Source organism: Photobacterium sp. WH24 (assembly GCF_019204055.1).
GTDB lineage: Bacteria > Pseudomonadota > Gammaproteobacteria > Enterobacterales > Vibrionaceae > Photobacterium > Photobacterium arenosum.
Map to the genome: position 1 here is coordinate 96858 of NZ_JAGSOZ010000005.1, position 25802 is coordinate 122659.

The 25802-nt window shown below is 53.8% G+C and carries 21 protein-coding genes and 7 tRNA genes; 19 read left to right on the plus strand and 9 right to left on the minus strand.

All coding sequences use genetic code 11. The features are described 5' to 3' along the window. Positions 1-119: 119 nt before the first annotated feature. Together KCG43_RS07985 and KCG43_RS07990 are read right to left on the minus strand one after the other, a co-directional pair. Positions 120-1226 carry a PilT/PilU family type 4a pilus ATPase gene (locus KCG43_RS07985; protein WP_218384275.1) on the minus strand — a complete coding sequence of 369 codons (1107 nt, stop codon included), beginning with the start codon at positions 1224-1226 and terminating at the stop codon, positions 120-122. Between the two features lie 16 nt (positions 1227-1242). Further along, the gene (locus KCG43_RS07990) at positions 1243-2277 is read right to left on the minus strand and encodes a type IV pilus twitching motility protein PilT (RefSeq protein ID WP_192015761.1); all 1035 of its coding nucleotides are present in this window, start codon (positions 2275-2277) and stop codon (positions 1243-1245) included. Positions 2278-2300: 23 nt separating this feature from the next. Here KCG43_RS07990 and KCG43_RS07995 point away from each other — a divergent pair, with 23 nt between their 5' ends. The 7 genes from KCG43_RS07995 to hemW all read left to right on the plus strand — a co-directional run bounded on the left by KCG43_RS07995 (position 2301) and on the right by hemW (position 7135). Then, positions 2301-3002 carry a YggS family pyridoxal phosphate-dependent enzyme gene (locus tag KCG43_RS07995; RefSeq protein ID WP_218384278.1) on the plus strand — a complete coding sequence of 234 codons (702 nt, stop codon included), beginning with the start codon at positions 2301-2303 and terminating at the stop codon, positions 3000-3002. A gap of 46 nt (positions 3003-3048) precedes the next feature. Further along, a complete protein-coding gene (gene proC / locus KCG43_RS08000) occupies positions 3049-3867 on the plus strand; it encodes a pyrroline-5-carboxylate reductase (RefSeq protein ID WP_192015763.1) in 819 nt (272 codons plus the stop codon). Positions 3868-3876: 9 nt separating this feature from the next. After that, positions 3877-4434: a YggT family protein gene (locus tag KCG43_RS08005; protein WP_192015764.1), complete on the plus strand. Its 558-nt coding sequence runs from the start codon at positions 3877-3879 to the stop codon at positions 4432-4434. A 35-nt stretch (positions 4435-4469) separates the two neighbouring features. Next, a complete protein-coding gene (gene yggU, locus KCG43_RS08010) occupies positions 4470-4724 on the plus strand; it encodes a DUF167 family protein YggU (RefSeq protein WP_218384392.1) in 255 nt (84 codons plus the stop codon). Between the two features lie 124 nt (positions 4725-4848). After that, positions 4849-5277, plus strand: coding sequence for a DUF4426 domain-containing protein (locus KCG43_RS08015; protein ID WP_192015765.1), 429 nt, complete (start codon positions 4849-4851; stop codon positions 5275-5277). Positions 5278-5381: 104 nt separating this feature from the next. Beyond that, positions 5382-5975: an XTP/dITP diphosphatase gene (locus KCG43_RS08020; protein WP_192015766.1), complete on the plus strand. Its 594-nt coding sequence runs from the start codon at positions 5382-5384 to the stop codon at positions 5973-5975. Then, positions 5975-7135 (plus strand): radical SAM family heme chaperone HemW, encoded by a 1161-nt coding sequence (gene hemW, locus KCG43_RS08025; protein WP_218384280.1) that lies wholly within the window; start codon positions 5975-5977, stop codon positions 7133-7135. The genes KCG43_RS08020 and hemW overlap by 1 nt, the downstream gene beginning before the upstream one ends. A 69-nt stretch (positions 7136-7204) precedes the next feature. On the opposite strand, the gene glsB is transcribed toward hemW, so the two are convergent. Both glsB and trmB read right to left on the minus strand, forming a co-directional pair. Next, positions 7205-8125, minus strand: a complete 921-nt coding sequence (gene glsB / locus KCG43_RS08030) for a glutaminase B (RefSeq protein WP_192015768.1) — start codon at positions 8123-8125, stop codon at positions 7205-7207. A gap of 116 nt (positions 8126-8241) precedes the next feature. After that, positions 8242-8979, minus strand: a complete 738-nt coding sequence (gene trmB, locus KCG43_RS08035) for a tRNA (guanosine(46)-N7)-methyltransferase TrmB (RefSeq protein ID WP_192015769.1) — start codon at positions 8977-8979, stop codon at positions 8242-8244. A 174-nt stretch (positions 8980-9153) separates the two neighbouring features. Here trmB and mutY point away from each other — a divergent pair, with 174 nt between their 5' ends. From mutY to KCG43_RS08095, 12 genes are all read left to right on the plus strand, one after another. Continuing rightward, complete coding sequence (mutY, locus tag KCG43_RS08040; RefSeq protein ID WP_192015770.1) at positions 9154-10215, plus strand: A/G-specific adenine glycosylase; 1062 nt, start codon at positions 9154-9156, stop codon at positions 10213-10215. A gap of 77 nt (positions 10216-10292) precedes the next feature. Further along, positions 10293-10565 (plus strand): oxidative damage protection protein, encoded by a 273-nt coding sequence (locus KCG43_RS08045; RefSeq protein WP_027253620.1) that lies wholly within the window; start codon positions 10293-10295, stop codon positions 10563-10565. Between the two features lie 130 nt (positions 10566-10695). Then, positions 10696-11832 carry a membrane-bound lytic murein transglycosylase MltC gene (mltC, locus tag KCG43_RS08050; protein ID WP_255557896.1) on the plus strand — a complete coding sequence of 379 codons (1137 nt, stop codon included), beginning with the start codon at positions 10696-10698 and terminating at the stop codon, positions 11830-11832. Between the two features lie 151 nt (positions 11833-11983). Beyond that, positions 11984-12059: transfer RNA gene (locus KCG43_RS08055), tRNA-Phe, on the plus strand. Positions 12060-12208: 149 nt separating this feature from the next. After that, positions 12209-12284, plus strand: a tRNA-Asn gene (locus tag KCG43_RS08060). A gap of 116 nt (positions 12285-12400) precedes the next feature. Then, positions 12401-12476: transfer RNA gene (locus tag KCG43_RS08065), tRNA-Thr, on the plus strand. Positions 12477-12509: 33 nt separating this feature from the next. Continuing rightward, positions 12510-12585 (plus strand) — tRNA-Phe (locus KCG43_RS08070). A gap of 149 nt (positions 12586-12734) precedes the next feature. Further along, positions 12735-12810, plus strand: a tRNA-Asn gene (locus tag KCG43_RS08075). A 33-nt stretch (positions 12811-12843) separates the two neighbouring features. Beyond that, positions 12844-12919, plus strand: a tRNA-Phe gene (locus KCG43_RS08080). Positions 12920-13026: 107 nt separating this feature from the next. After that, a tRNA-Asn gene (locus tag KCG43_RS08085) sits at positions 13027-13102 on the plus strand. Positions 13103-13659: 557 nt separating this feature from the next. After that, positions 13660-14826: a lytic polysaccharide monooxygenase gene (locus tag KCG43_RS08090; RefSeq protein ID WP_218384284.1), complete on the plus strand. Its 1167-nt coding sequence runs from the start codon at positions 13660-13662 to the stop codon at positions 14824-14826. 275 nt (positions 14827-15101) lie between these two features. Next, positions 15102-16727: a methyl-accepting chemotaxis protein gene (locus KCG43_RS08095; RefSeq protein ID WP_218384287.1), complete on the plus strand. Its 1626-nt coding sequence runs from the start codon at positions 15102-15104 to the stop codon at positions 16725-16727. A 71-nt stretch (positions 16728-16798) separates the two neighbouring features. Here KCG43_RS08095 and KCG43_RS08100 read toward each other — a convergent pair whose 3' ends face one another. From KCG43_RS08100 to KCG43_RS08120, 5 genes are all read right to left on the minus strand, one after another. Next, complete coding sequence (locus tag KCG43_RS08100) at positions 16799-17362, minus strand: DUF1566 domain-containing protein (RefSeq protein WP_218384289.1); 564 nt, start codon at positions 17360-17362, stop codon at positions 16799-16801. Between the two features lie 11 nt (positions 17363-17373). Next, positions 17374-18822 carry a DUF1566 domain-containing protein gene (locus KCG43_RS08105; RefSeq protein ID WP_218384291.1) on the minus strand — a complete coding sequence of 483 codons (1449 nt, stop codon included), beginning with the start codon at positions 18820-18822 and terminating at the stop codon, positions 17374-17376. Positions 18823-18829: 7 nt separating this feature from the next. After that, positions 18830-21133, minus strand: a complete 2304-nt coding sequence (locus tag KCG43_RS08110; protein WP_218384293.1) for a proprotein convertase P-domain-containing protein — start codon at positions 21131-21133, stop codon at positions 18830-18832. Positions 21134-21144: 11 nt separating this feature from the next. Beyond that, positions 21145-23304 carry a TonB-dependent hemoglobin/transferrin/lactoferrin family receptor gene (locus KCG43_RS08115; protein ID WP_218384295.1) on the minus strand — a complete coding sequence of 720 codons (2160 nt, stop codon included), beginning with the start codon at positions 23302-23304 and terminating at the stop codon, positions 21145-21147. Between the two features lie 132 nt (positions 23305-23436). Continuing rightward, a complete protein-coding gene (locus KCG43_RS08120; protein WP_218384297.1) occupies positions 23437-25497 on the minus strand; it encodes a prolyl oligopeptidase family serine peptidase in 2061 nt (686 codons plus the stop codon). Positions 25498-25802 lie beyond the last annotated feature (305 nt).

Genomic DNA, 25802 nt, shown 5'->3' on the forward strand with positions numbered 1-25802 from the left:
TTTGAAACCACTAAGGGGATCACAAAGATTTAACTCAAGAGTAACAATATCCCAGACCGTACAGCATGATCCGCTCTGGGATCATGGGTGGGCAAAAGCTCCCCGGGCTGTAACTGTTGTCACTCAAACCGGATCGTGACCCCGTCCAGCCCGCCACCTGAGCTCTGACCTGACTGGCCGGTTTTGATCATCAGGCGCAAGTCATTAGCCGAATCGGCATAACTGAGGGCATCGTTCTCACGGATTTTGCCTTGCCTGAACAGTGCATACAGCGATTGATCAAAAGTGATCATGCCATGCTCACGGCCTTTGCCCATGGTGGCTTTCAGTTCATGTAATTCTCCGCGCCGGATAAGATCCGACACTCTGGGCGTGTTGATCAGTAACTCAAACACCGCATGACGTCCCTCACCGGAAGGATCGGGAATCAGCTGTTGCGCCAGTATCCCTTTCAGGTTCAGCGACAAATCAAACAAAAACGACTCCCGGCGATCTTTCGGCATTAAATGCAGTATCCGTTCCAGCGCCTGATTGGCATTATTGGCATGCAGGGTCGCCATGCACAGATGACCGGTTTCGGCAAAATTGAGCGCATGCTCCATGGTTTCCTGATTGCGTATTTCACCAATCAGAATCATATCCGGTGCCTGACGCAAAGAATTTTTCAATGCCACTTCATAGCTTGCGGTATCTAAGCCAACCTCACGCTGAGTCACTATGCATTGCTGGTGCTGATGAATAAATTCTATCGGGTCTTCAACCGTCAGGATATGACCGCTGCTATGGCGGTTTCTGTGCCCTGTCAGCGCGGCCATGGAAGTTGACTTACCTGAGCCGGTCGCCCCGACCACCAGAATCAAACCCCGTTTCGCCAGTGCCATGGCTTTCATGGGTTCAGGCAGGCTGAGGGAATCCATGTCGGGAATAACGGTTTCAATACGGCGAATCACCATGCCCGGCTGCTCACGCTGCCAGAAGGCACTGATACGAAAACGGCGCTCACCGCGCACCAGCGCAAAATTCGCCTCTTTCAGTCCGGCAAAGCTCTGCCATTGTTCTGCAGACATTGCCTGCTGGCACAAAGCAGTCAGCTGTTCTGCCGACAAGGATTCACCGAGTGAACACAGCCGCCCGTTCACTTTCAGCTGACAGGGCGCCGCCACAGTGAGATACACGTCAGACGCCTGCTTGTCGGTCATCTGGCTGAGAATAAAATCCAAATTCATGGCTAGTTTTCCTGCCTCATAATCCCTGATTTCGCTCAACCACCCGGGCGGCTTCCTCTGGTTCAATCAACCCTTGGGCCATTAAGCGGTTAACAGCCTGCTCCATCGTTTGCATCCCCAAACCGGCCCCGGTCTGGATCATGGAATACATCTGGGCCACTTTATCTTCCCGGATCAGGTTTCGGATCGCCGGGGTTGCCAGCATGATTTCATGGGCCGCCATCCTGCCACCGCCAGGGCATTTCAGCAGAGTCTGTGCGATCACCGCCCGCAGTGATTCCGACAGCATGGAACGCACCATGGCTTTATCGTTACCGGGGAAGACATCAATAATCCTGTCAATCGCCTTGGCCGCCGAGCTGGTGTGCAGAGTTCCCAGTACCAGATGGCCGGTTTCGGCCGCCGTCAGCGCTAAACGTATGGTTTCCTGATCGCGCAATTCACCGACCATGATCACATCGGGATCTTCACGCAACGCTGAGCGCAGCGCATTCTGAAAGCTGTGGGTATCACGGTGCACTTCGCGCTGATTGATCAGGCAGCGTTTACTTTGATGAACAAACTCCACCGGATCCTCAATGGTCAGAATATGGCGATGGGTGTGGGTGTTAATATGATCAACCATAGCGGCAATGGTGGTCGACTTGCCTGAACCTGTTGCCCCTGTTACCAGCACCAGGCCACGCTGGCTCTGGGCAACCTGATAAAACACCTCAGGCACCTGCAAGGTTTCCAGCGAGGGCACAGACTGGGGAATGGTACGGAACACCGCGGCACAACCCCGGGACTGCTGGAACGCATTGACACGAAACCGGCCGACATCGGGCAAGACAAAAGAAAAATCCACTTCCAGCCTTTCTTCATATTCACGCCGCTGACCGTCATTCATAATGTCGGTGATCAGCCGGTTCGCCTCTTCATGGCTCAGAGGCGGGATGCTGAGCGGCCTGACATCACCGTCTACCCGAATCATTGGCGATACCCCAGCGGAAAGGTGCAGATCGGAGGCGTTATGCTTTACACTAAAGTCCAGTAGTTCGGTGATATCCATACATTTTCCCTAAAGAATCAATTATGAGTAGTATCAAACAAAATATTACACAGGTCACCCGCGAGATCCGGCAGGCCTGCGAAAAATGCGGCCGCGATACAGATTCAGTGCAACTGCTGGCGGTCAGTAAAACCAAACCGGTCAGCGCTATTGCTGAAGCCATTGCAGCGGGACAACAGGCCTTTGGCGAAAACTATGTTCAGGAAGGCGTTGAGAAAATTCAGTATTTTTCTCAGTCTGACCAACAATTAGTCTGGCATTTTATCGGCCCTGTCCAGTCCAACAAAACGCGCCCGATAGCCGAACATTTCGACTGGGTGCATTCGGTCGACAGGCTCAAAATTGCCCGCCGGCTCAGCGAGCAGCGTCCGGCAACACTGCCGCCGCTGAAAATACTGCTTCAGGTCAACACCAGTGGCGAAGCGTCCAAATCGGGGGTCGACTTTGATGAGCTGGTAGAGCTGGCGGCTGAAGTGGCCGCCTTACCCAATCTAGAGCTGCGCGGGCTGATGTCTATTCCGGAAAAAGCTGACGATTATACCAGTCAGCTCAGCGCCTTTTCCGCACTGGCAAAGGCCAGAGACACTTTGCAGCAACGCCTGCCCCACACCAGATTGGATACCCTGTCGATGGGCATGAGCGGCGACATGGAAGCAGCCGTGGCCGCAGGCAGCACTATGGTGCGCATCGGGACCGCTATCTTTGGCGCCAGGGATTACAGTTAAATTCGCTTGAAGCATCAGGCGCTCATTACGTTTAGAAGGATTTCTCATGGAACAACGTTCAATCGCTTTTATCGGCGCCGGTAACATGGCCCGCTCCATCATCGCCGGCCTGGTTGCCAGCGGTTATCCGGCAGATAAAATCACCGCCACTGCGCCCAGTGCCGAACGCCGTGAACCACTGGCTCGTGAGTACGGTATTCATACCGACAGCGATAACCTGCGCGCCGCCCAGCAAGCCGAGGTCATCGTACTGGCGGTCAAACCTCAGTTAATGGCCAGTGTGTGTGAGCCGCTGCAAGCCATCGATTTTGACGGCAAACTGGTGATCTCCATCGCGGCAGGGATCTCAGTAGCGCGCCTGCAGGCCATGCTGGCAGCCAAAGTCAGCCTGGTGCGGGTGATGCCCAATACCCCTTCGCTGATTGGTAAAGGGATGAGCGGTATGTACGCCAATGCCAGTGTCAGCAGCCAGGATCGTAATTTCTCTGACAGCCTGATGGCGGCGGTAGGCAAAACCTGCTGGGTATCAGAAGAGTCAGGGATCAATGGTGTGATTGCCGCTGCCGGCAGTGCCCCTGCTTACTTCTTTCTGTTCATGGAAGCCATGCAGAACGAAGCGATTCGTCAGGGCTTTGACAAAGAGACCGCGCGTGAACTGGTTCAGCAGGCCGCACTGGGCGCAGCCGGCATGGTGATCGCCAGCCCGGACACAGAGCTGTCAACCCTGCGTGAACAGGTCACTTCAAAAGGCGGAACCACAGCAGAGGCAATCCGCACATTTAATGAAGCGCAACTTAGTGATATCGTAGCCAAAGCCATGCAGGCCGCTGTCAGCCGCGCACAGGAAATGGAAAAATTATTTTAAGGTAACAATATGAATGCTATTGCTTTTTTAGTCAGCACCCTCTTTGACCTCTATATCATGGTGGTGCTGCTGCGACTGTGGCTGCAATGGGCCAAAGCGGATTTCTATAATCCCTTCTCCCAGTTTGTGGTGAAAGTCACCCAGCCTGTCCTCGGCCCGCTGCGTCGTGTTATCCCTTCAATCGGCTCGCTTGATCTGGCCACAGTGCTGTTTGCCTACCTGCTCACGGTAGGAAAGTTTATCGCGCTGCAATTAGTGCTGACCAATGGCGGAATGGCATTCAGCCCGGATCTGTTCTGGATAGCCGGATTATCCTTGCTTAAAGCGGCCGGTGGCCTGCTGTTCTGGGTGCTGCTGATCCGCGCCATCCTGAGCTGGGTCAGCCAGGGACGCAGCCCGATCGAATACGTGATGCATCAGCTGACCGAGCCGATGACAGCGCCAATCCGCCGCATCATTCCGGCCATTGGCGGCCTGGATCTGAGCGTGCTGGTGCTTTTTGTTGGCCTGCACTTCGCCAATATCCTGATGGGCGATCTGATTGGCCCTATCTGGTTCCAGCTGTGAGCCTGACACCTGTCTGTATCGATAAAGCGGATCTGATGATCCGCTTTTATGTACAACCCAAGGCCAGCCGGGATCAATTTGTCGGCCTTCATGGTAACGAGATCAAAATCGCCATCACGGCTCCGCCGGTTGACGGCAAAGCGAACGGCCACCTGGTCAAGTTTCTGGCCAAGCAATTCAGAGTAGCCAAAGGACAAATCATCATAGAAAAAGGAGAAACGGGCCGGCATAAACTCGTCCGGATACAAGCGCCACAAGTCATACCCCCGCTCGTCAGCGCCTTGCTGTAATTCTGATACCCGCAAAGACGCCGTCCGCGGACCACTCTATACTTTAAACAATTACTGCATATCCCTTTTGAATGTAAGGTCTTACTCCGTGTGACATACTTCGACAGGACAGAAGGACGACACCATGAAACAGTTACTGATTGCTATTATTGCAACCATAGGTTTTGCCCTGCCAGCACAGGCAGAACAACTTAAAAACATCGGCGAGCTGGAAGTTCACTATTCAACCTTTCCGTCTACCTTCCTGACGGCGGATATCGCTAAAAACTACCGCATTCAGCGCAGCCGTTATTCGGCCCTGATTAATGTCACAGTGCTGGATACCAGCACCGAAGGTAAACCCGCGGTGGCAGCACAGGTGAAAGGGACGGCGCGCAATCTGGTCGGCAATGAGAAAAACCTCACTTTCCGTGAAGTGCGCGAAGGCGATGCTATTTACTACATTGCCGAGCTGAGCCATGCCAATGAAGAACGCTTCCGTTTTAATATTGATGTCTCCCGCCAGTCCACCAGCGGTAATATTCAGTTCGAACAGACCTATTTCGCGGAATAAGCCACTCCAGCGAAAAAGAGGGCAGCACTCTTCTTTTCTGTCTTTGGCATTTGCTCTGGCTGTGGGTATCATAGCGCCCCCAGCCTTACAGACCAGGAGTCTTCATGAGCAAATTAGTACTTGCGACCGGCAACCAGGGTAAAGTCGGTGAAATGGCCAACCTGCTTGCCGATTTCGGTTTCGAGGTCATCGCCCAGACGGATCTTGACGTCTCTGATGTCGCCGAAACCGGCACGACATTTATAGAAAATGCCATTATCAAAGCGCGTCACGCCGCCAGAGAAACCGGCCTGCCCGCGATTGCTGATGATTCCGGTCTGGAAGTGGATGCCCTCAAAGGTGCACCCGGTATTTACTCTGCCCGTTATGCCGGAGCAGGCGCCAGCGATCAGGCGAATCTGGAAAAGTTGCTGGATGCCATGCAAGAAGTGCCGGAGGCAGAGCGCACAGCCCGCTTCCACTGTGTACTTGTCATGATGCGCCATGCCGATGACCCGACACCTCTGGTTTGCCACGGAAAATGGGAAGGACGTATTCTCCGCCAGGCCAGAGGCGATAATGGCTTTGGCTATGATCCTGTTTTCTGGGTACCGGAAGCCGACTGCGCCTCAGCCGAGCTGTCCCCTGAACGTAAAAAGCAATTGTCACACCGCGGCAAAGCCTTGCAACACCTCTTTGCTGCCCTGAAGGACGCCTGATGTTAGTACCGCCACCACTGAGCCTGTATGTACACATTCCCTGGTGTGTCCAGAAATGTCCCTACTGCGATTTCAACTCCCATGCACTGAAGCACGATATCCCCGAGCTGGATTACATCGACGCTCTGCTTGAGGATCTGGCTATCGATCTTGATCGCTATCAGCTGGCCGATGGCAGCCGGGCTCTGCACTCCATTTTTATCGGTGGCGGCACCCCGAGCCTGATTTCCGCGCCGGAGATCGGACGGCTACTGGCAGGCATTGAAGCCAAAATCCCGTTCAGTGACAAGATTGAAATCACCATGGAAGCCAATCCCGGCACAGTGGAAGCCGGCCGGTTTCAGGCCTACCGCGAGGTGGGCGTCAACCGGATTTCCATCGGTGTGCAGAGTTTTCAGGATGACAAACTCAAACGCTTAGGCCGGATTCACGGCAAAGGTGAAGCTGTGCGCGCTGCCGCACTGGCCGAAGAAGCCGGGCTGAACAGCTTCAATCTGGATCTGATGCATGGCCTGCCGGATCAATCCGTTGAAGATGCCATGTCGGACCTCAGGCAAGCAATCGCCTTGAACCCGCCGCATCTGTCCTGGTATCAGCTGACTATTGAGCCCAATACACTGTTTTATTCCAAGCCACCAACCCTGCCGGATGACGATGATCTGTGGGATATTTTCGAACAGGGCCATGTACTGCTGGCCGAGGCCGGTTATCAGCAGTATGAGATTTCCGGTTACAGCAAGCCCGGCATGCAGTGCCAGCACAACCTCAATTACTGGCGTTTTGGTGATTACCTTGGCATTGGCTGCGGTGCCCACGGCAAGGTGAGCTTTGCTGACGGCCGCATCACCCGTACCGTGAAAGTCAAACACCCGCGCGGTTACCTTAATTGTCAGAAAGCCTATTTGGATCAGGAAACCCAGGTGAGTGATGAAGAGCGTCCGTTTGAGTTTTTCATGAACCGCTTCCGGTTGCTGGAAGCCTGTCCGAAGCAGGACTATGTTGAGCGGACCGGCCTGTCGCTGGACAGTATTCGCCAGCCGATCAGCTGGGCACTGGACAAGCAATACCTGCTGGATCAAGGCGACAGCTGGCAAATCACCGAACAGGGAAAACTCTTTTTGAATGATTTACTGGCCGCTTTTGTCGAGGAAGACAAGTAACAGGCTTATTGTTCGCTGGCAGCCTGCTGCCAGCGATTGTCACTTGCAGACACAGAAGATAGGGTAAGGTCAGAAAATAGAGCGGCCAATCCGCTCTGCCAGCAGCTCCAGTGCGGCGGTGCCAGCCACTGAATTGCCCGATACATCCAACTCGGGCGACCAGACCGCAATTGACATTTCCCCCGGCACAATAGCGACAATACCGCCTCCGACTCCAGATTTACCCGGCATGCCGACACGATAGGCAAACTCACCGGCACCATCATACAGACCGCAGGTTGCCAGCAGCGCGTTGATTTGTTTGCTTTGCGTGGGCGAAATCAGCGGGGTGTCTGTGCCCAGAGGCATGCCTTTGTTAGCCAGATAGCTGAAGGTCCGGGCCAGATCAACACAGCTCATTTTGAGCGCACAGTAGCCGAAATAATTGCCCAGTACAGGCACAACGTCGTTGTTGAAATTACCGAATGCCCGCATCAGATAGGCAATTGCCGCATTGCGATCACTGTGCTGCATTTCCGATGCGGCCACGTCTTTGTCGTAGGCAACATCCGGGTTACACGCCAGACTGCGCACCAGCTCCAGCATCCGGTACTGCGGCGCCGACAGGCGGCTGTGCAGCAGATCCGACACCACCAGCGCACCGGCATTAATGAAAGGATTACGCGGAATCCCCTGCTCCAGTTCCAGCTGGATCATCGAATTAAACGCATGTCCCGACGGCTCTTTCCCGACCCGGGACCAGATTTCATCCGCCTCATACAGTGTCATGGCCAGAGTCAGGCTCAGCACTTTGGAGATCGACTGGATTGAGAAGCCTTCTTCGCTGTCGCCGGCCTGAATAATTTCACCGTCGTTATAGCAAACTGCGATGCCAAGCCTGTTGGCAGGAACCTGTGCCAGCGCAGGGATATAGTCGGCGACTTTGCCCTGGCCGATTAAGGGTCTGACTTCATCCAGAATGTCATTCAGCAACTGCTTATTTGGCTTCATTCACTGTCTCCAGAGGACAAAAAAGCCAACTCAGAGGCTGGCTTTTCAGGCTAATAATGTTTTCAGGTCAACATCTTACTCTATGTTGCCCCTGAATGGCTTTGAACCATAGCACATTATTCTGTTCGCGCGAACTTCATATCCCACACACCGTGACCCAGTCGATGCCCGCGGGCCTCAAACTTAGTCAGCGGACGCTCCTCAGGTCGGGGGATATAATCGCCATCCTGCGCGGTATTCTCATAGCCAGGCGCCGCTTTCATTACATCCACCATATGTTCGGCGTAATTTTCCCAGTCTGTTGCCATATGGAAAATACCACCGATTTTCAGCTTTTTACGCACCATTTCCACAAAAGCAGGCTGCACAATACGGCGCTTATGGTGACGGGCTTTGTGCCACGGATCAGGGAAGAACAACTGTACTGTATCCAGGCTGCCATCCGGGATCATATGCTCAAACACTTCAACGGCGTCATGACACATCACACGCAGATTCGTCAGGCTTTCCGCTTCCGCGGCCATCAGACAGGCGCCGACGCCAGGGCTGTGCACTTCAATACCGATGAAGTTTTTCTCCGGCGCATTTTTTGCCATCTCAACCAGAGAGGCCCCCATACCAAAGCCAATTTCCAGCACCACATGGCCTTCTCGGCCATAAACCTCAGTCCAGTTCAGTGGTTGCTTGTCGAAATCGATCCCCATGTTCGCCCAGTTATTTTCCAGCGCCAGTTGCTGGCCCTTGGTTAAACGACCTTCACGACGCACAAAGCTGCGGATCTTGCGTACCAGCTTACCGTCTTCTGTGTATTCAGTCAGGGTGACGTCAGCGTTTGTTCTGGATTCTTGGCTCATGGGTCCTTACCTAAAATTTGGAGTGTTTGGCACTAATGGATCCGGCATTATCCAAAGTTCACGGCTGAGTGCAAGTGCCCTGACAGATTGAAGCCGACAGCGCTTTGTGTTGCAATCAGCACCGCAGACGCAAACTTGCCTGCACCAACTCTATAATAAAGTGAGCAATCCCCTGTGAGCACTAGTTTTTCTGACGCCATTCTGGTCTGGTACGACAAATATGGCCGCAAAACCCTGCCCTGGCAGCACGATAAAACGCCCTATAAAGTCTGGTTGTCTGAAATCATGCTGCAACAGACCCAAGTCGCCACTGTCATTCCCTACTTTGAACGATTCATGGCGCGCTTCCCTACCGTCAGTGATCTCGCTGAAGCCGATCAGGACGAAGTTCTGCACCTGTGGACGGGTCTGGGTTATTACGCCCGCGCCCGAAACCTGCACAAAGCCGCAAAGCAGATTGTGTCTGAACACAATGGTAAATTCCCGGAAAATATTGAACAGGTAATGGCCTTGCCAGGCGTGGGCCGTTCCACAGCAGGGGCCGTGCTTTCTTTGTCGCTCAAACAGCATCACCCGATTTTAGACGGCAACGTTAAGCGGACGCTGGCCCGTTGTTATGCCATAGAAGGCTGGCCGGGGAAAAAGCCGGTGGAAAACGCCTTATGGGCAATCGCCGAGAAGAACACCCCGGCTGAGGGCGTAGAGCGCTACAACCAGGCCATGATGGATATGGGGGCCATGATATGTACCCGCAGCAAACCCAAGTGCGAACTCTGCCCGGTGACCGAGATATGCCAGGCGAAAGCACAAAGCCGTCAAGCCGATTTTCCGGGTAAGAAGCCCAGAAAAACCCTGCCGGAAAAGCAGACCTGGTTTGCCATTTTTCAGCATGGCAGTGAAGTCTGGCTGGAACAGCGGCCTCCTGTCGGCATCTGGGGCGGATTATGGTGCTTCCCGCAACACGACAGCGAAAATATCCAGCCACTGCTCACCCAGCGTCTTGGCGCATCGGCATCTGACGAACTGAAGGCTGAGCACCTCAACGCTTTCCGCCATACCTTCAGTCACTATCACCTCGACATAGTGCCGCTGCGATACCAGCTCACTCAATTACCATCCATGATCAACGAAAGTCACCACGGGCAATGGTATAACCTGCTCAATCCACCACAGGTAGGATTAGCCGCCCCCGTGGTACAAATTCTGGAAAGCCTGCGTTACGAGCTTGAATCGTGACGGTATAACCGAGAAACTAGTGGTAAGAAACCAGTGACCAGTTTTGATAGCTGGCAAATAAGATAACTGAGGATCCCATGAGCCGTACTGTATTTTGTGCCCGACTGAAGAAAGACGCTGAAGGTCTGGATTTCCAACTGTATCCAGGTGAACTGGGTAAACGTATTTTCGATAACATCTCTAAAGAAGCCTGGGCTGAATGGCAAAGCAAACAGACCATGCTGATCAACGAAAAGAAACTCAACATGATGGATCCGGAGCACCGCAAGCTTCTGGAAGCAGAAATGGTGAAATTCCTGTTCGAAGGTCAGGATGTTGTCATCGACGGCTATACGCCACCGAGCGAGTAACACTGAACGCAAGTTTCATGTGCACGAATGTCACGTTCTCAGGCGCCAATGCCTGAAAAACGTACCGTGAACAACAATAAAATGACATTATTTGCCAAAAGCAAGTGATGTCATTTTTTATATGAATAACATGATAAAAACACTCCTTATTGCCACAGTGGCACTAAGCCTGAGTGGTTGCAGCCGTGAAGTGGTTGAAAATATCTACGGTGTTAATTACGCACCGACCAACCGGTTTGCGAAAAATCTGGCGCCATTACCCGGACAATTTACCAAAGATACCGCGGCCCTTGATCATCTGATCCACAGTTTCAGCGGCCAGGTGAAGCAGCGCTGGGGGGATGACAACGTCCTGATTGCCAGTAAGCGCCACTACGTCAAATATACCGATGGCTACCAGAGCCGGGCCCATGTCGACTTCGATAAAGGGGTAGTGACCATTGAAACGGTAGCGACCACCAATCCCAAGCAGCATCTGATCAATGCGATCGCAACCACACTGCTCACCCCCTCTGATCCCGCTGAGGTTGATCTGTATTCTGCTCAGGATTTCGCCCTGAGCGGCAGCCCGTTCTTACTCGGTCAGGTTCTGGATCAGGATGGAAAGTCCATTGAATGGTCCTGGCGGGCTAAACGTTATGCCGAATATTTAGTCAACAACAAGCTCAAGAAGAAGCAGGTTCGCTTTCAGCAGGCGTACTACGTCGATATTCCCATGGTGGCTGACCACGTCAGTAAGCGAAGCTACAAGTACGCCAACATAGTGCGCGATGCCTCTCGCCGTTATGGCATTAAAGAAGATCTCATTTACGCCATCATTAAAACAGAAAGCAGCTTCAATCCTTATGCCGTCAGCCCGGCTAATGCCTATGGTCTGATGCAGGTTGTGCCAAAAACCGCCGGGGCAGATGTCTTTAAGCTGGTAAAAAAGCAAGCCGGGCAGCCTTCCCCGCAATATCTGTTTGATCCGGCGAAAAATATCGATACCGGCACCGCCTATTTTTACCTGTTGCAAAACCGCTATCTGAAAGAGGTCCGCAACCCGCTGTCGCTGCACTACAGCATGATCTCAGCCTATAATGGCGGAACCGGTGGCGTGTTGAGCGCGTTCAACCGTAACCGTAAACGGGCGATGCAGGATTTAAACCAACTGCAGCCGAACCAGGTTTATTGGGCATTAACAAACAAGCATCCCAAAGCAGAAGCTCGTCGTTATTTAGAGAAAGTGACTCGCTACCAGAAAGAGTTTCATAACGGAAAAATCTGATACAGAGTAATAACTTTCCGCTCAATGACCGGAATAACGCCGACTCCTGAACCTCAGCGAACAAAAAGCGAGCAAGCAATCGACATTCGCACTTTTTTATGGAAAAAGGTATTGACGATGAGGGCCAAAACCCGTTTAATAGCGCTCCGTTGCCTCGATAGCTCAGTCGGTAGAGCAGAGGATTGAAAATCCTCGTGTCGGTGGTTCGATTCCGCCTCGAGGCACCATTATTAAAAATTATGGTGCTACTAAGCAGCAACGATATCTGTTTGTCGCGATGCGACAACGTGTCGGTCCCTGGCCGGGCGCGGTAGATTCCGCCTCGAGGCACCATTATTCTTTATGGTGTTCTGGTAACGTCATAATGCAGGACAATTCCCCCTTAGTTCAGTCGGTAGAACGGCGGACTGTTAATCCGTATGTCGCTGGTTCAAGTCCAGCAGGGGGAGCCAATTAAATGCATTGCTTAACGGCAGTGTGTATCCTCCAAACTGGTGAGCACTATGTGCTCAATGTCGCTGGCCTGGCCGGCCGCGTTAAGTCCAGCAGGGGGAGCCAAAATTCGTGTGCCGACTTAGCTCAGTAGGTAGAGCAACTGACTTGTAATCAGTAGGTCACCAGTTCGATTCCGGTAGTCGGCACCATTTATTTAGAGTAAAGCAGTAATGCTTTACCCTGCCTCGATAGCTCAGTCGGTAGAGCAGAGGATTGAAAATCCTCGTGTCGGTGGTTCGATTCCGCCTCGAGGCACCATTTTTAAAAATTATGGTGCTACTAAGCAGTAACGATATCTGTTTGTCGCGATGCGGCAACGTGTCGGTCCCTGGCCGGGCGCGGTAGATTCCGCCTCGGGGCACCATATTTTATTATGGTGTTTTGTTGACACTATAAAGCAAGACAATTCCCCCTTAGTTCAGTCGGTAGAACGGCGGACTGTTAATCCGTATGTCGCTGGTTCAAGTCCAGCAGGGGGAGCCAAACAGCAAAGCGAAGATTAATCATCTTTGTTCTGCCTCGATAGCTCAGTCGGTAGAGCAGAGGATTGAAAATCCTCGTGTCGGTGGTTCGATTCCGCCTCGAGGCACCATATTAAAAAGTGCTTGGGTAATGCCTGTAAGATTATGTTTTCGCTTTGCGAAAATGTGTCGGTCCCTGGCCGGGCGCGGTAGATTCCGCCTCGAGGCACCATACAATTCCCCCTTAGTTCAGTCGGTAGAACGGCGGACTGTTAATCCGTATGTCGCTGGTTCAAGTCCAGCAGGGGGAGCCAATTAAATACATTGCTAACGGCAGTGTATGTCCTCCAACCTGGTGAGCACTTTGTGCTCAATGTCGCTGGCCTGGCCGGCCGCGTTAAGTCCAGCAGGGGGAGCCACTTTAGAAGCCCTGGTCGAAAGACCGGGGTTTTTCTTTATCTGTCACTGTGAACACTACAGACAAAATCATTCCTCCTTTAGCCTTCTGTGAACTGACATACTGAATGCTGCGCATTCATTGTCGCTGGCCTGTCCATGCGCATCTGGTCGGCCACGTTAACACCAGCAGATACATCTATCACTAAGCCGCCCGGACGCGCTGTATAACCTCCCTGCCCGCTTTTCATTTACCCAACTGAATGACTGTTATGGTCTCTATCAATGAGTCAAAGCCGCCGCAGCGTGTAAGAAACCAGCTTTTAGTCCCAAGTATTTAATACGCGATGCAAATTATCATACAAGCTTTTGAGTCACTTCCCTTATTTACATTCCATGAATTGCCTGTTGAGCACTCTTCGTCCAAACCCTTAGATGCAATTACGCACTTTTCGACTTGTTTTAAGGAGAGAAAATGTTAGTTCAATACGCTTCATGGAGGAAAGGGCTGCTGTGCCTTGGTATCACTTCGGTGATCAGCTCACTGTCAGCCACAGCTCACGCACATGGATACATGGACTATCCACCGGCCAGGCAGGAAATCTGCGATCGTGACGGTGGCTACTGGGATACAACAGACGGTTCAACAATTCCAAACGCCGCCTGCCGCGCCGCATTTTTACAATCAGGCTGGTATCCTTTTATCCAAAAGCCTGAGTTTGCCCGGCTGGTGTCAGATTACAATAATCAGGCTGCTGTCGAACAAGCCATTCCCGATGGCTCACTGTGTTCAGGTGCCGATAACAAAAAGTCCGGCATCGATCTCCCTTCCCCTTACTGGCAGAAAACCCTGGTGGATCTCACTGACAATGGCCAGCTGACACTGCTTTACCGTGCTGAAACACCGCACAGCCCTAGCTTCTGGAAGTTCTATCTGAGCAAGCCTGGTTTTGACAGCGCGGCGCAATCTCTCGCCTGGGCGGATCTGGATCTGGTGGCAGAAGTGGGTAATATACCGACCACTACAATTAATGGCCTGAAGTATTACCAGATGACGATCACCCTGCCGACTGATCGTACCGGAGATGCGGTACTGTTCACACGCTGGCAGCGCGTAGACCCGGCAGGTGAAGGTTTCTATAACTGTAGTGATATCCGCTTTGCAGGTACAGGCACCGGACAACCGGGTAACTGGACCAGCGCGGGCGCTTATGTCAAAGCAACAGACACTGCACAGCCCGGAGAGTCAGCCTGGTTCCGTATTTTTGACCACAATGGTCAGGAAACCGTATCAGAGCAGTTAGCCATTACTACCGCCAACCAGTCTCAGGCTGTGTGGGCAGAAACTCTGGCTACCACAATCAATCAGGCTTATCCGCAAACGGTGCAGGTTGGCAAACAAGACACTAACGGTGCCATTACTTTTGATACTCAGGATCTCTTTGGTAACCAGGTTTTCCTGAACAATCAGGAACACACCTACCAGCTTGATATAAAAGTGATACCGGCCGCCCCTGACTGGATCGCAACCAAAGCCTATGTAGCTGGCGACAAAGTCATCTATCAGGGCCTGCTCTACACGGCTAAATGGTGGACAAAAGGAGACCAGCCCGGTCAGTCCGATGTCTGGCAACTAAACTAACCGGAGTATGGGTGGTATGCACTATACAATACCACCCATTTCCTGCTCTGCGATACCCGCCGGCACAGGCTCTCCCGCTATTGTTATATCAATCAGTAACCATAATTCATTCAAAAGGTAAATAGCGAAAACTTTTCCTCTTAAGCCAGATCATGTTTTGCCACTTTCCTTCTCTGAACGCCTGGCAACCTGAATTACTATTTTTTCACGATGAAAAATAACTCCTCCTCACCACATGTCAGGAGGCCTCTTATGCATTACCAAGAGACCAGGGAATGAAACTCAGGACACAAACATATTGGCTATCCGGCATCATACTGTTCGCATTGTTATTTATTATGATAACTGGCCTGTGGACGCTGCGAATGGCCAGCAATCAGGATAATGAATCCAGAGTCACGCAGTTATTTAACAGCACTTACAATATCCTGACTGAAATTGAGAAGATGTCTAAGGAAGGCATTCTCGATGAGCCTCAGGCCAAAGCACTGGCGACCCGCCTGTTGCAAAAAAATATCTATAAAGACAATGAATATGTCTACGTGGCTGACAGCAAGCTGATGTTTATTGCTGCGCCGCTGGATCCTCAGCTGCACGGCACCAGCTTCCATGACTTCAAAGACGGCAAAGGTAACAGTGTCGGTAACATTCTCAAGCAGGCTGTGGCAACAGGCGGGGGCAAGCTCGCTCATTATACCTGGACCCAGAAACAACCCGACGGCAGCATTGAAGAAAAATTATCTATCGCCCGCCAGACGCCATACTGGGGCTGGTATGTAGGTACCGGCATCGGCTTCAACGAAGTCAATCAGCGTTTCTGGTCAGCCGCTAGCTGGAAGCTCATCTTATGTCTGTTCATCACGATAACCATTCTCAGCGTCTTGATTTTTGCCAGTAAACGCATTATTAACCTGCTGGGCGGCGAACCCGACGATGTGCAAGCCGCAGTCCAGGCCGTGGCCGATGGCAAGATCACCACGCATTTTGCACACCGGGCAGAGCCGGGCAGCATCTACTATGCCGTCCAGACCATGAGCCTGTCTCTGGCGGAATTAATCAATAATCTGAAGCAATCCATGTCGGCACTGCACAGCGAAATAGATCAGGTTTCGTCGCGTTCCGGTATTATTACCGGCCTGACAGACAGCCAGCAGCAGTCTACCGTCATGATAGCCACCGCGATGACGGAAATGGCCTCTTCAGCGAATAATGTCGCCGAATCGGCCAGCGAAACAGCCAGCAATACCGAGCGTGCCGATCAGCAAAGCCAGGTCACTCAGAACCTGATCCTCTCTACTGTCGATAATATTCAGGGACTGGCCGATCAATTAGGCATCGCCAGCCAGGCCGTTTCTCATCTGGATACCGAAGTGAACAGTATCGCCAGAGTGCTGGAGGTCATCGGTGATATCGCTGAGCAGACAAACCTGCTGGCCTTGAATGCCGCCATCGAAGCGGCCAGAGCCGGCGAGCAGGGACGCGGTTTTGCGGTCGTGGCCGATGAAGTTCGAAATCTGGCCGGTCGCACGCAAAACAGCACCAAGGAAATTCAGCAAATGATCAGCCGCCTGCAAAGCGGCTCGCGCAATGCCATTCAAACCATGGAAACCTGTGCCGAGACCAGCCAGTCCACGGTGCTGCAATCCCAGGAAGCCTCAGATGCACTGAACCAGATAGTCGCAGCCCTGGAAAGCATTACCGAAATGAGTCACCAGATTGCCGCCGCAGCCGCCGAGCAGACGCAGGTTAGTGACGATATCTCAGCGCGAATCAATATGATTGAAGAAAACGGCAACCAGCTGTCTGACGTGGTTAATCAAAGCCATAGCAGTACCCGCTCGCTCACCAGTCTGTATCAGGAACTGGAGCAGTGGACACAGAAGTTTAGTTTAAAATCCTGACCCGCCAGCCCTGAACACACCAAACCCCACCTACAGTGGGGTTTGGATGTTTTGCGGCATCACAGGGTGAATTACTGCGCGTTATCACTCACCAGCAAGACCCCGAAATCAAAATCCTGATAGCCGTAATGCACCACAGTGCCATCGCTGATACCAAAGGTCAGTATGGTCTGGCTTTGCGCATGGGGTGTCGACGACCAGACAGTCGCAGTCATGGCCCACTGCTCATCTTCAGTACGGATCAGTCCCGGAAACGCCTTCAGATTCACCGCAGGAGCCAGACAGGCCACTTCGCGCAGACTGGCCAGCTCTTTGATGTTAGGCATTCGCCAGCCTGACACGCCATCAATCACAGCGCCTTTCTCATTAAGATCAATCTGGAACAAAGCTTTCTTCCAGCTGTAGGCTTCCGGTGTGCCCTCACAGGTTTGCGTTTGCTGATCCCAGCGGGTCCCCAGCAGGCAGCGGCGCCAGACCAGATTGGTTTGCAAATCCGTCACTGTGCCAGTGCCATTCTCTTTAAAGCGGATATCCGGCGCGCTGCCCGGGATATCCTGATAGCAGGACTGAAATGCTGCCATCGTATTGGCGGAGCACAGAGTACACAACAGCGCCCCAACAATTTTTTTCAACATGGTTTGATTCCTTATTCTGCGACCATACGAACGGCCATCACATTCGGTGACAGACACTCTTCACCCGGCACACAGAGTGCCTGATATGCCGTTAACTCACCCAGTCCTGTTCCACCGTCAGCACCGCTCATCTGAGTCAGGTAAGTAATCGCTTTGCCGGCGGTGTAACCCGGATCAGTCCGCAGCAGAGTCGAAGACCAGTAGAAACCATAGGGCAGATCGTCGCTGCCGATAGTCTGATCGTTGAAGAACTGCACCTTCAGACCATAGGTGTTGCCTGCCGCATCCGTCGCCGTTTCACCGAAATCCAGCAGATCATACTGCTCATTCATGGTCGGCAGCCGCCAGCTGGTTTGGCCGCAGTAGCCGGAGGTATTCAGTTTCTCGCTGTACGCCTGCGTGGTACAGGCTGCCAGGTGATCTGCGCTGCACGAAGCCAGTGCAATTTCATTGGCATGGGGAGTAATAGTCTCGGTTTCCAGTGCAAACACACGATGCTTGTCACGGAACGAGGTTTTGTCATCGGCTTTGACTTCCCAGATCAGCCCGGTTCGCTCATCTTTGACACAGTGCCAGCGGGCACTGTCTGGCGGCAGCGGCTGCCCCTTCTCGTCCAGCTTGGTGAATTTAAAACCGCCGTCAGTCACATCCAGGCCGAAGCTGGCATCCTGACCCGGTGTACCGCTGTCAGGCTGATCGGACATTTGCCCGCTCGACAGATTGAGGTGCTGCACCATGCCGGTATCATTGAGCGCTTTGCCGGACATCCGGCCCAGCGCCACTATTTCCTGGATCTGGCTGGCACTCAGCGTGCCGGCCAGCAGATCCGGGCCGTAAGTCACCAGGCCTTTGGCTGCCCCGGCAACCGCGGCAGCATAATCGTCACTGCCGGCACCCAGTTGCCCGAACAGCGCCACCAGCTGAGTGTCCAGCTCAGCCAGAACCACAACATCACTGCTGGCCAGCAGATCCGTCGGCGGGGTTATCCCCAGAGCTTTGAGCTTATGGCTGACCGCTGCAACGGCGGCATCCAGACTGGCGCCAGCCAGCATTTCACCCATGACCAGCGTAGTCACTCCATTGATCAGGGTGAAAGCATTCTCACGGGCTGCCGGTGCCGCCAGACTCAGAGGTGACGATACCGAGGAGCGGGCCGAGACCGCTGGACCGTTCTGAACCAGCAAAGGGGAAGTTTTCACCCGGATATCAGCGCTGGTCAGGGTGAAGTTATACTGATTGGAGCTGACCGAAGGTTCATCGGATCCGCACGCCCAGTCGCGGTTGATATCGGCACACACCGTCATCGGCAGGCCAAGATTTGACGACGATGCGCGCCCGCTGACGTCATAAAGCGGCAAACCCTGATCATCGGCCTTGCTGCTGCCAGAACCTGAGCCATTACATCCGCTCAGGGCCATGGTCAGCGCAACCGGCAATGCTGCTAGTTGTAAAGATTTCATCTGACTCTCACTTATTTTCGACATTCGATTGACGGCGTCTCAGCAACGCCATCACAGCACCAAACAACAGACTAAACAGCCCAAGCGAGCCACCACCGGACGCACTTGGCTTGTCAGGCTGCGTTGTGTTGTCTGCGGTTGGTTTATCCTCCGGTTTCGCTGCGCTGTCGGTTTCACCGCAGTCAAACCCAGTTACTGCCCCGATTCCCCAGGATCTGAGCTGGCCGCTCTGTCCCGTGACTCTGTCAGTCACTTCCAGCACCCAGTTACCCGCCATAGGTTCGCCCTGCAACTGCGCCAGTGCCGGCGTATTACTGAGAGTGAAGGTGTAGCTTTTGTCCGTCAGCGGATAAGCCTGGTAGTCCAGCAGAGAAAAACTCCGGCCTGAAGGCGTACGGATCACCACCTTCAGATCGGAAAAACGGGTATGAGAAACAGACAGCTGAATACCGAAATCATGAGAGACACTGGCGGCGTCTTCAGGCACGCTGAGCGCGAACAGCGCTTCTCCCAGCAGGATCTTGCCGCCTCCGTTGATCTGACGGGCATCCGGCAGCGCCTGATTCAGTTGCTGCAGGGGTTGCGACAAGACAGGCACGCCATAGCTGAAACTCAGCTGCTGCTGGCTGCTTTGCGTTTGTTGTGCCGGATCGGCGGTGACACTGATGTCCGCCGTCAGCGCAATGCTTTCCCCGCACTGCAGCGCCTGCGGGATACGGATCGGCTCATTGACCCGGCTGATCGCACCGGCAGCCAGGTGATCAGCAGCAACTACCTGATGCCAGTTCAGTGCAGGTATCGCCAGTTCGGCACGAAACGCCGCCAGTGTCTGCTCGCTGGCGTTAACCAGAGCAACAGACAGCTGAGTCTGATTATTGTCTGTCACCGCCAGCGCCGAAGCGGCCTGATCCAGCACCACGGCATCGCGCAAAATGCCATGATGCCTGAATCTGCCTGCCAGCCAGCTGGCATAGTTTTTCTGCGGATAGAGGCGCTGCGCTGCGTCAACAGTGGAACGGGCCAGATCGTTCATCTTCATGCCAAAGCCCATCCCGGCCATCCCTTCGAGCACCACGCGGTTGAATTCATCAAACGCCGCTTCGCCATAGACGGCTTCGGCCTGTTTCAGAGTCTGAAACAAAGGCGTCGACCACAGCTGATCGCCCAGGGTGCCGAACACAGAAACATGCGCCCGGTATTCCATTTCAGGGTAATAGCGCGCTTCCTGATCATTGAGCGAGCGCCGCGATTTCAGCGCACCGACCGCGCCGTCCCAGTTGGCAAACACATCCAGCTCAAAGCGTTCGCTGCGATCCCGCTGCCCCCAGAAGCTGTAAGCTCCGGCCCAGTAATCGCCAAAACCTTCACCTATGGCTTCGCTGTCTCCGCCTTTCCAGTCCGGAACGAGTTGATAGTTAATGGCATGCCCGAATTCATGCAGCACCACGTCGGCATCTTCACTGTCCGGGACACCACCAACTCCCATCGCCAGGATCCCGGCATCTGTCAGGTAAGTGGAGTTATTGGTACTCTGGCCCTGCGCATCGATTTTCAGCGGGGCGTGAAACACGGCCAACTCACCGCGAAAACCCAGGCTTTCGAGGTACTGCAGCGAATGATCCAGGTGGTAAAACGCATTAACATCCCGAAACGCCGCGTCCTGGCGAGTAAAAGCAAAACCTTCGCTATCAGCCACCGACACCAGCCCCTGCTGCGGCCCGAGCGCCAGATCTGTGATGTCGGTAATATCGACCGCCATCACCCTGTCGTTGGCCAGATACAGCTGACCATCCTTGCGGGTCACCTCGACACCTGTGACGCTTTGATAGGCTTCTGCCGGAATCACAACCTCATCGACATTGGCATGGCCGGCTTCAAGCGCCCGCCCCGTTGCGGTGCGCGGATCCGGATCAAACACTGTCATGGCCGTCTGAACCCTCTCGCCCTCCGGCGGCGTCAGCAAGGTGTGCGGCCGGGGTGGCAGCGGCTGATTCAGAGCGCAGTTTGCCGTTTCATCCAGCAGGGTGTTGAAAACACGGTACAACTGGCCGTGCTGATCTGTGGTCACCACAATCGCACCTTCACAGGGCCGGCCCAGAGCGTCTTGCTGAACAAAATTGTAATGGCTGCCCAGCAGGCTCTGGCGGGTGTAACGCAGCGCCAGCGACTCTGTGTGCAGATAGCGAGACTGCACATACGCCAGCGCCGCATCACTGTCATGAATCGCAACAGTATCAATCGGATAGAGCAGATGCTGAGCCTGAGCCTGGCTGCAGAGCAGCGCGGCCGTCGTCAGAAAATATCGTCTCATTGCGGCTTTCCTTAAAAGCTGTACTTGGCGTTGACGCTGAAATAGCGGCCCGGCTCAGTTGAAAAGGTGGTTTGGGCTTCGCTCACACCCGCCACGTCCTGATACCGGGTGTACTGATGATCGAACAGGTTATGCACCGAGGCATTGATGCGAAAATCCGGGCTCAGGTGATATCCCGCCCCCGCATCAAGCGTCATCCAGCCTGACGTGGTGGCACAGCGCTGGCTGATCCCCAGCTCATCCTGACAGCTAGGTACTTTGTCCATCGCACCGGCATAATTGACCCGTACGAAGCTCTGCCAGTTGTCCTGCAGATACAGCAGCATGCTGTTGCCTTCCAGCGGCGTCAGGGTGCGGATCGGCTCGCCGTGCTCATCCTCGCCGTCAACGATGCCCAGCTTGCTGACAAGGTTCAGGCGCTCGCTGAACCAGTAGCTGACGCTCATCTCGGCACCGTAGGTTTTCACGCCATCCAGATTCTGATACTGCACTTCGACGTACTTAGCGGCTTCGTTCCAGCCAATGGTTTTTTCGCTGATAAAATTGTCGAACACCGAATAGAACACCGCGCCGTACACAGCGAGCTGGCCGTCATCGTATTTGGCTCCCAGTTCCAGGTTGTCACTGGTTTCCGCCTCCAGATCGGCATTCGGCCGGATCACAAAATTGCCCAGATCGCTCGACAAGTGCGGGACAAAACCGTAGGCCTTGGCATAGGAGGGCGCGAGAAAACCATGGCTGTAACTCAGGTAGGAATTCAGGGCTGGCGTCCATTGGTAGGCCAGCGACAGACTGGGTGACAGCTCACCGCTGCTCAGATCATGCAGTGGATAACCGCCAATGGTTTCCTCCACCTCAGACGACATTTGCTGATAATCAAAACGCAGGCCCGGCGCCAGGTTCCATTTACCCCAGCGAATATCATCATGCAGATACACCCCCAGATTGTGGGTTCGGGCCGAGGCAAAAGGCGCAGAGTCTTGCTGCGTGTCCCCGCTCCAGTCGGCAATACGCTTGCTGACCGGACGCTCATGCAACATAGATTCCAGCTCCATCCCCCAGGCGATGGCGTGTTCAACCTCGCCATGAGCAGCCCGCTGCTGCAAATCGGCTGACAAGCCGATCAGATGATCATTAAATGCACGGCTTTCAGACTGACGCCGTTTGAACACCAGCCCTTCCTGTGTCCGCTGCATCGCAATATCTTTATCGCTCAAGGTATCTGTCTGGCGGTAGTACAGATTGATATCGGCCTGCTCGGCCAGCAGGGCTTCCCCTTCCCATTCAGCCCCTGCGCGGACAGACAAGGTGCTCGTCTCCCCTTCTTCCAGAAACGAGCTGGCTTGCCAGCCGCCGCCGTCCGGCTGAGTCGGGGGTATTCCCTGCTCCCGCCTCACCTGCTGCTGGTAATAATCTGCCTTGCCCTTGAGCGTCCAGCTGTCATTCAAAAACCATTCACTGGTCAGAGCCGCATTGAAGCCGTCAATATTCCTGAGATAGAGCGACTGATCATGGTTTTTGCTCTCACTGCCCTGCCAGTAACTGACCCGCACCAGATGCGCCGTGTCGCCCAGCCGTGCCGCCGTGGTCAGTGTCGAGGTGTACTTATCACTGATCCCCGAATAACCGCCTTCCAGACCGGCATAGTGATCTTCGCTGCCCAGATAATCACTCGCTGTTTTCGAGGTCAGCACCACCACGCCGCCAATGGCACCGGAGCCGTACAGCGACGAGTCCGCCCCTTTGACCACTTCAATCTGCTTAACATCGCCCAGATCAAAACTATTATGGCCGGCCACATCGTTCAGATCGCTGGCCCCATAGCCGTCCGCAACTTTGACGCCGTCTTTGATCACCGCAATCCGGTTGCCGCTCATACCACGGATCGTGATGGTTTGCGGACGTCCGGCACCACCGCTGACACTGACACCGGGTTCATGAGACAGTACGTCATACAGCTCGGTCGATCCCTCACGTGCAATATCCTCGCTGGTGATCACCGCCACTGAGCCATTGGTTTCAGACAGCGGCTGCTCGATGCGGGTCGCCGTGACTACCACAGTCGTCATTTTTTCGGCTTCCGCCTGCTGGACGGCCAGGCTGTGAAAACTCATCAGGCCTGCGCTACTGGACAGGGCACACAAAGCCAGGGGGACAGGCTTCAACTGCATGTTGCACACTCCGGTTGTTATAAAAAATTGTTATTAAAATTTGTTATTAAAATGAACGGTTAAGTTTTTATCAGGTAATAGCAGCCCCTCCGGCTTCCAGCGAAGCCAGACAGGCTGTAATAGCAAAACGGTTTAAGGTGACTGTGTTGCTGTGGGTGCCAGATGCAGCAGGAAGGCATACTCTCTGGCCTGCTGCCGCATCGCCTGCCGGGCATCCTGGCGATGACCGCCTGACAGGTCGGTCTGCAGCAGATAAGGGCCCTGGCTGAGGCTGTTGTCGCGGATTGCCATCACCCAGCGGGCAGGTTCCCAGTAAGGCACCTGAGTGTCGTACAGTCCGGCGGTCACCAGCATGGGCGGGTAAGCCTGCGGCGAAATGTTGTCATTCGGGCTGTATGTTTTCATCACCGCCAGCTGCGCCGGATCACGGGGGTCGCCCCATTCGGCATACTCCTGCCGGGTCAGCGGCAGGCTTGGATCCGACATGGTGGCTATCACATCAACAAAAGGAACCTGCAGTACGGCACCGGCAAACAATTCCGGCTGCCGGTTCAGCGCACCGGCGATCAGGGTACCGCCTGCACTGCCGCCCAAAGCCAGAATGGGCCTGTCGCGACCCTGGCGGTAGGCTTTGATCACTTGCGCCACAGCCAGATAATCGTCGAAGCTGTGGGGTTTATTGTGCCCTTTGCCCTGCGCATACCATTGCGGGCCAAGATACCCACCGCCTCTGACATGGGCGATCGCATATATCACTCCGCGATCCAGCAGGCTGATGATTTGTGGCATGAAGTAAGGACGCACCGGAGTGCCATAAGCACCGTAGCCATAAAGAAAAACCGGGGATTTTTCATTGATCCGGTCAGTACGGTAAGCCAGTGTCACAGGAACGGAAACGCCGCCGTGACGCACCTGAATCTGTTCAGTCTGATACGCGGCCGCATCTATACCGCGATAACGATCTTCCGTCAGAGTCGCAATGCGCATTCGGGTAAGATCCAGCGCCAGCCACCGCGGTGGCTGGGTCAGCGACATGCTGCGGATCATCACAGAGCGGCCATAGCGGTTGCTGTTACCAGACAGCCAGGCCACACCGCCTGCCGGAGTGATGATGGTGTCAAACAGGCTCTGGCCCTGATAATCAAGGACGATCACCCGACTGGTACTCTTCTCGGTCACTTCCAGCACTATGTGTTCGGGAAACAGCAACCAGTTCTTAATGTGCTGGTTGGCTGCCGGCTGCCAGAATAGCTGCCAGTTCGTGGCATCACCCTCGTTCAATGCTGCGCGAAAAAGACGAAGGTCGCCGTCACGGTTGCTGGCCAGAAACAGGGAGGCGTGGCGCACATCGGCATAATATTCAATACCAGATTCGCGAGGGCGCAGTGTAGCCAGACGCTTGCCGCTGTTACTGTCCACCAGCATCTGTTCACTGCTGTCATGGTTATTCGACTGAATGATCACATACTGATCATCTGTCGCTGCATAGACAGATACCAGCCACGCCGGATTGTGCTCGCGAAACAGCATCGCTTTGTGTGCCTGCGGCAGCGACCAGCGCACCACTTGATACGGACGGTAAGTCCCGCCTTCATTTTCGACGAAATACAGGCTCTGGCTGTCAGCACTCCATACAAGATCCGTCGCGGCGTACTCTGAAAGCGTTGCAACAGTCTGCCCGCTGGACAGCTCAATAACGCTCAGCCGGTAATTACGATCGCCCCGGCGATCTTCAGTGACGGCCACATAACGGTGATCCGGACTCACCTGCCAGCTGCCGAGCTGATAGTAGTCCGCCTGTTGGCTGCGCGGTGTCAGATCAACAGCTGTGCTCACTTCACCTGTCCGGGCATCCTGACGCAGCAACAACCGGGACTGATCCGCTGTGCTGAGACGATAGTTGTATGACCCGGCAAGCTGCCATGGCCGATCGGCCACGCTGGCCTGACGGGCCTGCCACTCATCCAGCAATGACTGTTCCACCGAGGCCTGTTGCTGTAATGCCTGCTCTGTCTGCTGATTTTGGTCCCGCAGAAAAGCCAGTACCTGTGCCGATTGACGGGAATCATCCCGCAGCCAGCCGTAAGACGGGGCCGGTTCGGAGCTCGCCTTCACATCAACAGCGAATACCGGCCAAGCCGAAAGCAGGCTCGCTATACCGCACAAAGTGATACCCACCAAGCAACTTTTCATCTCGACACCACAACCTACTTACAACTTCATCTGGGAAAGTCATTTTCCGCCCATTAAACAGGGCGCACATCATGCACACAAACAGTAATGAGATCAATTATCAGTTTCATTTGTATTTATAAAAACAGACAGGGAGTGATTCAGATCACACTAAATCATCTAGGCAACAAGATGCTGACCAAAAAACATACCGAATAAAGAAGAACAAACAGAAGAAAGCGCGGGATAATAAAAATTGAACCATAGTAATCGCCGGGTGAGTCCCAGCATGACGAAGTATAAATCTGGTGATTTTCATTATTCAG

Excerpts from the sequence above, each read along its gene's own strand:
- hemW (WP_218384280.1), top strand. The coding sequence starts at position 5,975 with ATGTTAGTACCGCCACCACTGAGCCTGTATGTACACATTCCCTGGTGT.
- glsB (WP_192015768.1), bottom strand. The coding sequence starts at position 8,125 with ATGAAGCCAAATAAGCAGTTGCTGAATGACATTCTGGATGAAGTCAGA.
- KCG43_RS08005 (WP_192015764.1), top strand. The coding sequence starts at position 3,877 with ATGAATGCTATTGCTTTTTTAGTCAGCACCCTCTTTGACCTCTATATC.
- trmB (WP_192015769.1), bottom strand. The coding sequence starts at position 8,979 with ATGAGCCAAGAATCCAGAACAAACGCTGACGTCACCCTGACTGAATAC.
- KCG43_RS08020 (WP_192015766.1), top strand. The coding sequence starts at position 5,382 with ATGAGCAAATTAGTACTTGCGACCGGCAACCAGGGTAAAGTCGGTGAA.
- KCG43_RS08095 (WP_218384287.1), top strand. The coding sequence starts at position 15,102 with ATGAAACTCAGGACACAAACATATTGGCTATCCGGCATCATACTGTTC.
- KCG43_RS08110 (WP_218384293.1), bottom strand. The coding sequence starts at position 21,133 with ATGAGACGATATTTTCTGACGACGGCCGCGCTGCTCTGCAGCCAGGCT.
- KCG43_RS08100 (WP_218384289.1), bottom strand. The coding sequence starts at position 17,362 with ATGTTGAAAAAAATTGTTGGGGCGCTGTTGTGTACTCTGTGCTCCGCC.
- proC (WP_192015763.1), top strand. The coding sequence starts at position 3,049 with ATGGAACAACGTTCAATCGCTTTTATCGGCGCCGGTAACATGGCCCGC.
- KCG43_RS07985 (WP_218384275.1), bottom strand. The coding sequence starts at position 1,226 with ATGAATTTGGATTTTATTCTCAGCCAGATGACCGACAAGCAGGCGTCT.
- KCG43_RS08015 (WP_192015765.1), top strand. The coding sequence starts at position 4,849 with ATGAAACAGTTACTGATTGCTATTATTGCAACCATAGGTTTTGCCCTG.
- KCG43_RS08115 (WP_218384295.1), bottom strand. The coding sequence starts at position 23,304 with ATGCAGTTGAAGCCTGTCCCCCTGGCTTTGTGTGCCCTGTCCAGTAGC.
- KCG43_RS08045 (WP_027253620.1), top strand. The coding sequence starts at position 10,293 with ATGAGCCGTACTGTATTTTGTGCCCGACTGAAGAAAGACGCTGAAGGT.
- mltC (WP_255557896.1), top strand. The coding sequence starts at position 10,696 with ATGATAAAAACACTCCTTATTGCCACAGTGGCACTAAGCCTGAGTGGT.
- KCG43_RS08090 (WP_218384284.1), top strand. The coding sequence starts at position 13,660 with ATGTTAGTTCAATACGCTTCATGGAGGAAAGGGCTGCTGTGCCTTGGT.
- KCG43_RS07995 (WP_218384278.1), top strand. The coding sequence starts at position 2,301 with ATGAGTAGTATCAAACAAAATATTACACAGGTCACCCGCGAGATCCGG.
- KCG43_RS08120 (WP_218384297.1), bottom strand. The coding sequence starts at position 25,497 with ATGAAAAGTTGCTTGGTGGGTATCACTTTGTGCGGTATAGCGAGCCTG.
- KCG43_RS08105 (WP_218384291.1), bottom strand. The coding sequence starts at position 18,822 with ATGAAATCTTTACAACTAGCAGCATTGCCGGTTGCGCTGACCATGGCC.
- yggU (WP_218384392.1), top strand. The coding sequence starts at position 4,470 with ATGATCCGCTTTTATGTACAACCCAAGGCCAGCCGGGATCAATTTGTC.
- KCG43_RS07990 (WP_192015761.1), bottom strand. The coding sequence starts at position 2,277 with ATGGATATCACCGAACTACTGGACTTTAGTGTAAAGCATAACGCCTCC.